The organism is Nocardia sputorum, from assembly GCF_027924405.1.
In the GTDB taxonomy this organism is placed as follows: Bacteria; Actinomycetota; Actinomycetes; order Mycobacteriales; family Mycobacteriaceae; genus Nocardia; species Nocardia sputorum.
The window spans coordinates 453514-462529 of record NZ_AP026978.1 but is presented as its reverse complement, the minus strand read 5'-3'; the positions used below and the strand labels follow the sequence as shown (position 1 = coordinate 462529).

At 69.8% G+C, this 9016-nt stretch carries 7 protein-coding genes; 2 read left to right on the top strand and 5 right to left on the bottom strand.

The features are described from left to right. Positions 1-398: 398 nt before the first annotated feature. The 5 genes from QMG86_RS02245 to mftA form a co-directional block, all read right to left on the bottom strand. The gene (locus tag QMG86_RS02245) at positions 399-1769 is read right to left on the bottom strand and encodes a GAF domain-containing protein (RefSeq protein ID WP_281877370.1); all 1371 of its coding nucleotides are present in this window, start codon (positions 1767-1769) and stop codon (positions 399-401) included. A 125-nt stretch (positions 1770-1894) separates the two neighbouring features. Then, positions 1895-3346, bottom strand: coding sequence for a mycofactocin dehydrogenase MftG (gene mftG, locus QMG86_RS02240; RefSeq protein WP_281877369.1), 1452 nt, complete (start codon positions 3344-3346; stop codon positions 1895-1897). 100 nt (positions 3347-3446) lie between these two features. Beyond that, positions 3447-4847, bottom strand: coding sequence for a mycofactocin biosynthesis glycosyltransferase MftF (gene mftF / locus QMG86_RS02235; RefSeq protein ID WP_281877367.1), 1401 nt, complete (start codon positions 4845-4847; stop codon positions 3447-3449). A 231-nt stretch (positions 4848-5078) separates the two neighbouring features. Further along, complete coding sequence (gene mftC / locus QMG86_RS02230) at positions 5079-6620, bottom strand: mycofactocin radical SAM maturase (RefSeq protein WP_281877365.1); 1542 nt, start codon at positions 6618-6620, stop codon at positions 5079-5081. A 13-nt stretch (positions 6621-6633) separates the two neighbouring features. Beyond that, entirely contained in the window at positions 6634-6732 is a 99-nt protein-coding gene (gene mftA / locus QMG86_RS02225) for a mycofactocin precursor MftA (RefSeq protein ID WP_195085775.1), read from the bottom strand. A gap of 475 nt (positions 6733-7207) precedes the next feature. Between mftA and mftR2 the strand changes: the two genes are divergently transcribed. Together mftR2 and QMG86_RS02215 are read left to right on the top strand one after the other, a co-directional pair. Continuing rightward, a complete protein-coding gene (mftR2, locus tag QMG86_RS02220; protein ID WP_281877363.1) occupies positions 7208-7846 on the top strand; it encodes a mycofactocin system transcriptional regulator MftR2 in 639 nt (212 codons plus the stop codon). Between the two features lie 61 nt (positions 7847-7907). Then, positions 7908-8963: a ferredoxin--NADP reductase gene (locus tag QMG86_RS02215; protein WP_281877362.1), complete on the top strand. Its 1056-nt coding sequence runs from the start codon at positions 7908-7910 to the stop codon at positions 8961-8963. Positions 8964-9016: the final 53 nt, after the last annotated feature.

Genomic DNA, 9016 nt, shown 5'->3' with positions numbered 1-9016 from the left:
CAGAGCCTCCTACCCGGCGGAACAACGTCTGTCCGAACGCTTTTGGGCAGCACGAAGCAGCCGCCGCACCCGGCTGCCCAAGCCGGGCGCATGGCGTCGACCACCACGTGCGATTCGATGAGAGCGCGAGCGGTGCGAGGCGCACTCGCGCGAAAGCCGCCAATCCTCCAACGTCATCGCCGTGGAGCGGGCGCCACGGCTATGTCAGCTACGTCACACGGTCCTCATCCGTGCAGTGCGAACATTAGGCGCTTCGCTAATAAAAAGGAACTATTTGCACTAAAAACTTCTGGACGGATGTCCAACGCGGCTACCAGGGCCGGAAGTCGGGGGCACACCGCTCTGCGCGAGCGGCGCGCGACCGCGGCGACGCGCTGCCACGCCGATGGCTGTGCAGATTATGAGCCGAAACGTTGCATTCGCGTTGCATCGGCGCCGAGACGGCGATCCAGCACCCGGATCTTGGCCTCGATCTGCGCATACAGCGGCGAGTCCCGATCCACCGTGGCTCGATAGGCCGCCCACGCGGCGGCGTCGTCGCGCCCCTCCGGACCCGCCGTCCACCGGCGCAGCACCGCGGTATCGCCCGACCCCAGCACGGCGGTGCGCAATCGCACTCGCAGCTCGTCGCGGATGTCGATGATTCCCGGCGCGGTCGAGCGCGGCAGCACCGGCCCGGCGTAAAGGCGCAATGCGGAATCGACATCGCCGGAATCGAGCGCGGCGCGCAACGCCTCCACATCGGTTGCGACCGGAACGCACAGACGGTAGGGCCGCGAGCCGAAGACACTCGGGCCCACCACCGCCCGCAACCGGGACACGGCCGCGCGGATGGTGCCGTTGTCCAGATCGGTGTCGTCGAGCAGCAGCGCGAGATGATCGGCGCCGAGCCCTTCCGGATGTTCGGCCAGCAGCAGCAGGATCTCGGCGTGCCGCTGGGACAACGGCACCCGATCGTCCGCGACGCTCAACTGCGGCTGCCCGAGCCCCAGCACGTCGAGCCCGAGCCGGCCCACCGGATGCGACGGGGTGGCGTCGCGCCGCCCGCGACCGTCGGTCCCGCGCTCCCCCGCGCGCATGGCGGTGAGCAGCAAGTCCATTTCCGCGGCCGTGGCGGTCGCTTTCACCAGGGCGAGGATCTCCGGCTTCGCCACACGGACACCGCCCGCGATCATCAGCACCCCGACCAGCCTGCCGTCCGGATCGTGCACCGGCGCCGCGGCGCCGGTGAGCTGGTGCATCCGATGCAGGAAATGCTCCGGGCCGTGAATCCACGCGGCGCGCCCGGTGCGCACCACCAGGCCGACCGCGTTCGTGCCGATGCGCCGTTCGCTGAGGTCGTCGCCGGCGCGCAGGCCGATCTCCGCGGCGGCCGCGACCTGCTCGGCCCCGCCGTGCACCGAGAGCACCCGGCCGAACTGATCGGCGATCACGACGATCAAACCCGTTCTGGCCGTGTCCTGGACGAGCAATTTGTCGATCAGCGGCATCAGCGCGGCGATCGGATGGGCTTGCAGATAACGCTGCAGATCGGCGCCGCGCAGACCGCGGCCGTCGACGGCGTCCATCGGGTCTACGCCGCCGCGCACGCTGCGCAGCCAGGACTCCAGTACGGCAGGGCGCAGCAAACCGGCGAGCCGGGCAAGGTGATCGCCGCCCGCGCTGAGATGTCCGTGCGCCTGCGCGGCGTAGGCTTCGAGCGCACCGAGTTGGGCGCCCGGCTCGACGCCCGGCCGTGGGGGTCGCCCACCTGCGATGTTGCTGACCATTTGCCTTTCTTTCCGCCCCAAACTGTACCGGCGCCGATAGGGCGGTAACGGCCGATGTTCGGCTTTGTCCGCCAGGTCACACCCGGTGCGCATCCCGGAAAATTGTGACCGAACCGTCCTTCACTTCACTCGGCGAGGTGTGCGGCCGCCTTTTCCGCGATCATCATGGTCGTGGCCTGCGGTCCGCGGCTCAGTGGCACGGGCACGATGGACAGATCCACCACCGACAACCCGGTGACGCCGTGCACCCGGCACAACTCGTCCACCACGGCCGCCGGATCGTTCGCCCGGCCCATCCGGCAGGTTCCCGACAAATGTTGCGAGGTGGCGAGATTCGCGCGTAACCACGCGTCGAGTTCCCCGGGCTGCGGTATCGGATCCACCGGCCGCGCATTCATTGCTCGCAGCAGGCCGCCCGCGGTCGCCACCGTGTCGCGCAGCCGCGCGCGATCCGGCTCGGCGGTGAGGTAGCGGTAATCGATCAGCGGCGCCACGTCCGGTTCGGCCGATCGCAATCGGAGCACTCCGGCCGACCACGGGCGCATCAGCGTGACGCCGAGCCGGTGCACGCCAGGGGTGAACGACACGGCGTACGGACGGATTTCGACGTCGTCGAGCTCGAGCACGGTCTCCAGCGGGACGGCGGGCGGTTCGGCCAGCTCGAGCAGGTAGGCGATCCCCACTTCCGGATGGTCGCTGACCCAGGCGCCGACCGGGGCGGCGTGCACCACCGGGACGCCCAGCGGGCGAAGCTGTCCCGGGTCGCCGATGCCGGAGCGCAGCAGCAGCGCGGCCGACTCGATCGCCCCGGCGCACAGCACGATGCGATCGGCCCACTCGACGCCGCTCTCGCCGTCGCGCAGGCACTCCACGCCGACCGCCCGGGTGCCGTCGAAGCGAATGCGCGTGACGAACGTGTCGCCGGCGACGGTCAGATTCGGACGGTTCAGCGCGGGCAGCAGATAGCCGATCGACGGGCCGATCCGTCTCCCTCCGTCGCAATTGCACGGCACGAGGCCGACACCCTCCCCGCTGTCCGGGGCGTTGAGATCGGGCACCTCGGCGAACCCGGCGGCGCGGCAGGCGTCCATGAACGCCGCGCTGACCGGGGCGGGAGCCGACGTGCGCGCGACGGGAATCGGGCCGTGCGCACCGTGCCAGGGCCGATCGCCGAAGTCCAGGTCGCGCTCGACCCGGCAGTAGTACGGGAGCACCGACTCGAACGACCAGCTGTCCGAGCCGCCGAGCACCCGCCCCCAGGCGTCGAAATCCGCCGCCGGGGCGCGGACGAAGTAGCCGCCGTTGACCGCTCCCGAGCCGCCGATCAGCTTGCCGCGCACGATCGTTCCGGGCACCGGCGGATCCTCGGCGAGAACGACCTCGTAGCGCCACAGCCACCCCGCCTCCGGGCCGATCGGCAGCGCCGCCGCGTCCAGCAACTCGGCGGGCATCGCGTCGAGGCCGGTCCACAGCGGACCCGCCTCCAGCAACCGCACCGTCTGTGCCGGATCGGCGCTCAGCCGCTCCGCCAGAACGCACCCGGCGGTACCGCCCCCGACGATGAGCGTGTCGGCCATTCGGACTCCCGTTCAGTTTCTCGGCCCGGTCCGCGGCGCGGGGCGGCGGCTGGGCGAGGGTGCGGGCAAGATCCAGGTCATCGCGGGTGGTCCAGGTCGATCAGCGCGACGGTGTGGTGGGTTTCAGCGCTTCCACGCTGCGCGCTCGGTACGCGCCCAGCCACAGACCGGTGCCGTAGGCGATGTCGTCGAGGCGCTTGTAGACCACGTAGCGCACGGGATCCAGACCGCCCGCGTCGCGGTGGGTGAACCAATCGGCCAAGCCGTCCGCGACGGCCATGGTGATCGCGATGCGCCGGACGCGCCGCGAGCAGACCATCGCCAGCAGAGTGATCGGCCAGTAGTGCCTGCACATCGCCGATGCCAGGCGCCAGAGCCCGGCGAAGAAACCACGGGCCAGGTAGATCGCGGCGATCCGGGTGGAGTTGTCGAGTCCGGCGAAGACGCGGCGCAACCGGGCCAACGCGGTGATCAGGGTGACGATGCCGCCGAACAGTCCCCACTTGGTGAGCGTGGCGAACAGGAACGCGGCCAGCAGCGTCCAGGACGGCACCGACAGGGGTGACACGGTGCCCGCGTGCCGTTCGCCAAGCGGCGCGGCCCCGGTGCCGTAGAACAGCTTCCGGCCGAACCAGGCGCGGAAGCACACCCGGTGGTCGTGCGCCACGTGCGCCGCGGGCTCGTAGCGCAGCCGCCACCCCGCCCGCTCCAGCCGCCAGCACAGGTCGACGTCCTCGGCGACGTGCATCGACTCGTCGAAGCCGCCTTGTTCCAACAGCGCCCTGCGTCGCGCCAGCAGCGCCGCGCTCGGCACGTAGGACACCAGTCCGCGCGAGTGCACGGCGGCCTCCCGCCTGCCCAGATCGAGCGAGGAGCGGGTGTGCTCGTAGCGCGCCAGCGCGGTGGACTCCGGGTCCAGTGCGACGATGCGCGGGGCGACCAGGGCCACCCCCGGATCGCTGAAGTGACCGAGCATCACTTCCAGCCATCCGCTGCGCGGCACCACATCGGAGTCCAGGAAGGCGACGAAGTCGGTTGTCGCCGCTCGTAAACCGGCGTTGCGGGCGGCGGCGGGGCCCTGTTTGCGGTCGTGCCGCAGCACGGTCACCCGGCACCGGGTGCCGCGGTTGCGGGGGATCCGCACCGGCTGGTCGGATCCGTCGTCGACCACGATGACGTTGTGCCCGCGCAGCGCGGCCAGCAGCCGCGCCAGCCCCTCGGCGTTGTTGTGCAGCGGCACGATGACGGTGACGTCCTCCGGCGACGGCAGCAGCCGCGGGCGGGGATTGGCCACTCCGGAGTCGAGCAGCCGTCTGGCAACGACGGCGGACTTCGGGCCGGTCACCTCGAGGTACCCGTCGCCGATCATTTCGGCGGCCTCCGGGGCAAGTCGCAGCAACCTGGCCGGCGAACCGCCGATCAGGATCCGCCCGCCGGAGTATGCGCGTACCCGAGGATCGATCCGCACCCCGAATCCGTCGGGCAGGCGATCATGGCGCATTCCTGGCATGCTAGGCGGACTTTCGCGGGTAGACATCAACAGTCCGGAAAAAACGGCCGATTTCCGGGCGAAACCGGCCCTGCACCGGAACCGACTCGCGCCGCACCGGATGCCGAGAGTTCGCCCGGCGCCATTCCCCAGCATCCGGCAACGCAACGGCTACCACCCGGTGGACGAGCGGACAGTGGCCACTTCCGCACTATCAGCACACTTTTGGCAAACTGGAGGGTGTCATGCCAGCGGACTCTCGTCGCAGGCCCGCGCAGGGCGGCGCTCCGGCGCGAATCCGGCCGGGCGCGTCGCGCTCAAGGTCAACGGGACCGGCCCGCTCCCGCGCCCGCCCGCCCGCGGCGTGACCCGGCGGGAATGGTCGACCGACGAACGCGGGATCATCCGCCCGGTGTCGGCCAGCGCCGCCTCGCCGTAGCCCTGCACACACTCCGGATCCGGTCCGTCGGCGGGCAGCCCGGTGAAGAACTTCGCCGCCATGCAGCCGCCCCGGCAGGCGTCGTAGTGGCTGCACGACGCGCACGCACCGCCGCCGCTCGGCTCGCGCAGCTCCCCGAACAACTCCGAGGAGCGCCAGACGGTTTCGAAACCGCCGTCGGTCACCACGTTTCCGGCACGGAACCGGTCGTGGATGGCGAACGGGCAGGCGTAGACATCGCCCACCGGGTCGACCAGGCAGACCACCCGGCCCGCGCCGCACATGTTCAGGCCGGGCAGCGCCTGGCCGAAAGCCGACAGGTGGAAGAACGAGTCGCCGGTGAGCACGCCCTCGCCGTTGCGCAGTAGCCAGTCGTAGAGCACACGCTGCTGGTCGGGCGTCGGATGCAACTCGTCCCACACGTCCGCGCCCCGCCCCGAGGGCCGCAGCCTGGTCAACCGCAAGGTGGCGCCGTACCTGTCGGCGATGGCGCGGAATTGGTCGAGCTGTCCGATGTTGTGCCTGGTCGCCACCACCGACAGTTTCGCGTCCCGGAAACCCGCCGCGGCGAGGTTCTCCAGCGCTCGGATGGCCATGGCGTAGGAGCCGGGGCCGCGCACGGCGTCGTTGACCGCGGCGTCGGCGCCGTCCAGCGATACCTGGACGTCGACGTAGTCACTGGCCGCCAGCCGGGCCGCGACCTCGGGCGTGATGCGGACCCCGTTGGTGGAGAACTTCACGCCCACGTGGTGGGCGGTCGCGTAGTCGACCAGCTCCCAGAAGTCCGGGCGCACCGTGGGCTCGCCGCCGCCGATGTTCACGTAGAACACCTGCATGCGCTCGAACTCGTCGATCAGCGCCTTGCACTGCTCGGTGCTCAGCTCGCGCGGATCCCGGCGGCCCGAGGAGGACAGGCAGTGCACGCAGGACAGGTTGCAGGCGTAGGTGAGCTCCCAGGTCAGGCAGATCGGCGCGGCGAGGCCGGACTCGAAGCGATCCACCAGGCGCACCGCCGTGTCCGACGGAGCCACCGCTCCCGCCCAAGGCTCGCGCGTCCCGGCCGCCGATGCCGGCGCACCGGCGGGCGCGCCGACGATCATGTCCGATTCGGCGAGCTGGGTCAGCGCCTTCAGGTACACGCCGGTGCTCGCCTCCGGTACACCCGCCGCGCGCAGGGCGGTGCGGGCCGACGCGTGCTCCGGCAGCGACCGGATGATCTCGACGATCCGCGGATTCTTCAGGAAGGACAGCTTGCGCGTGCCGAAGTGGTAGAGCAGCGCGCCGAACGGCTCCGGACGCAGCGCCACGCGCGGGTGCAGCTGCCAGCGGGTATCGAGATCCAGCATCGTCGTCCGCCCGTCAGTAGACGCCGCACATGCCGTCGATGGACACCTCTTCGATCAGGCTCTCCTCGATCAGCGGCGCCTCTTCGGCCGACCGCGCGGCGGCGGTCTCCATCCGTCCGGTGTTGTCGGTTTCCGCGTGTCCGATGGACCCGTATTCCGGCATGACTACCTCCGCGAGGACGATCCGTATGCGGACTGCACGGCGCGGTCCGCCCTCACACAATAACGTCATCAACTGACAAAAGAACAGGTTTCAGTCATCGAATCCGCGGAGCCGAGACTCCGGCCGCCGCACCACACGCTCGACCGGGGCGTTCGGCAGCGAGCCGAGTGCAACAGGCGGCGACGGGACCGATACCCGGCGCTCTAGACTGCGCATTGCAAGCAGCTGAACAGAATGTGACGGGCGGCACACGCCCGCAGTGGTCGAGGTGGCATGGGAGTCGGACGAATGCAGGCGAACGGGGGCGGCAGCGCGCGCGGCGCGAGCGCCAGGCCCGGAGGCGGAAGCTTGCGTAACCACGGAGGGCCCGGGAGCGCCGCACGTCGAACACAGGGGTGCGAGCGCCAGGCCCGGAGGCGGAAGCTTGCGTAACCACGGAGGGCCCGCGAGCGCCACGAGTCGAACCCTGTCGGAGTCCGAGATCGTCGAGGCCGCACTGCGGGTGGTACGCGAGGACGGCGTGGAGAAATTGTCGATGCGGCGACTGTCCCGCGAACTCGGCGTCTCCCCGATGGCGCCCTATTACTACGTCGCCGACAAACGGGAGCTGCTCGACCTCGTCGCCAGCGCCGCGCTGACCGGGGTGCGCACTCCACCAGCGGAATCCGGGCCGTGGCAACACCGGCTGCGCGACCTCGTCGACCAGATCGACGAGAAGCTGCGCAAGCATCCCGGCCTCGGCGACATCCTCATCGAGCAGATGCTCGGCAAACAGCTCGACCTGATCGCCGCGATCATGGACATCCTCGACGAGGCGGGCTTCGGCGACCGCAACATACTGGCCGCCTACGCGACCATCCACACCTACTTGTTCGGCCGCAGCCGGGTGAACCCGCGCGACCGCTCGGCGCCGGCCGACGTGACGCTGCCGCCCGTGGTCGAGCGGGCCACCCGGTACATCGGCGACCTGCGCGGACGGTACTCCTACGACTTCGGCATGGAGGTGCTGATCGCCGGTCTGGAAGCCCAGCTTGTCCGCCAGGCGACGCCCGACGTACGATGAAACTGAAACACGTTCTAGTTTTTGCGTCGCGGCTCGCCCGTGCCAGGTTCGAGAGGACGACATGACCACTGTCGAGGTTCCCCACGGCTCGCGCTCGGTCGTGCTGCGGGTGTCCGCGGTCATCACCGAGACGGCCGATACCCGCTCGCTGGTCTTCGACGTTCCCGACGAGCTGGCCGAGAAGTTCCGCTACCAGCCGGGACAGTTCCTCACCCTGCGTATCCCCAGCGAGCGGACCGGCTCGGTGGCGCGCTGCTACTCGCTGGCCAGCTCGCCCCACACCGACGACCGCCCGAAGGTGACCGTCAAGCGGACCGAGGGCGGCTACGGGTCGAACTGGGTGTGCGACAACGTCAAAGCGGGCGACCAGATCGAGGTGCTGCCGCCCTCGGGCGTCTTCACCCCGAAGGACCTGGACGAGGACCTGCTGCTGTTCGGCGCGGGCAGCGGCATCACGCCGGTCATGTCCATCCTCAAATCGGCGCTGGCCCGTGGCACCGGCCGCATCGTGCTGGTCTACGCCAACCGCGACCACGAGTCGGTGATCTTCGCCGGTGAGCTGCGCGAGCTGGCCGACAAGCACCCGCAGCGCCTCACCGTGATCCACTGGCTGGAGTACCTGCAGGGATTGCCGACGGCCGACGCGCTGGCCACCCTCGTCGCCCCGTATCGCGGCTACGACGCGTTCATGTGCGGGCCGAAGCCGTTCATGGACCGGGTGCACGACGCGCTCGCGCAGTTGGGCGTGCCCCGGTCGCGCACGCACGCCGAGGTGTTCAACTCCCTGGCCGGGGATCCGTTCGCCGACCAGGCGCCGGTGGAGGTCTCCGACGAGGAGGCGGCCGACGCGGCGACCGTCGAGGTCGAACTCGACGGCGAGGTGCACGAGCTGAAATGGCCGCGCAAGCAGACGCTGGTGGACATCATGCTGGCCAAAGGCTTGGATGTGCCCTATTCCTGCCAGGAAGGGGAATGCGGCTCGTGCGCCTGCACGGTGCTCGAGGGCAAGGTCGAAATGGACAACGCCGAAATTCTCGACCCGGAGGATATCGAGAACGGTTACATCCTCGGCTGCCAGGCGCATCCGGTGACCGACCACCTGAAGATCCAGTTCTGAACGCACGCGGATTTCGAACGCAATTGTGCGTTCGCACGAATTCGCACCATTAG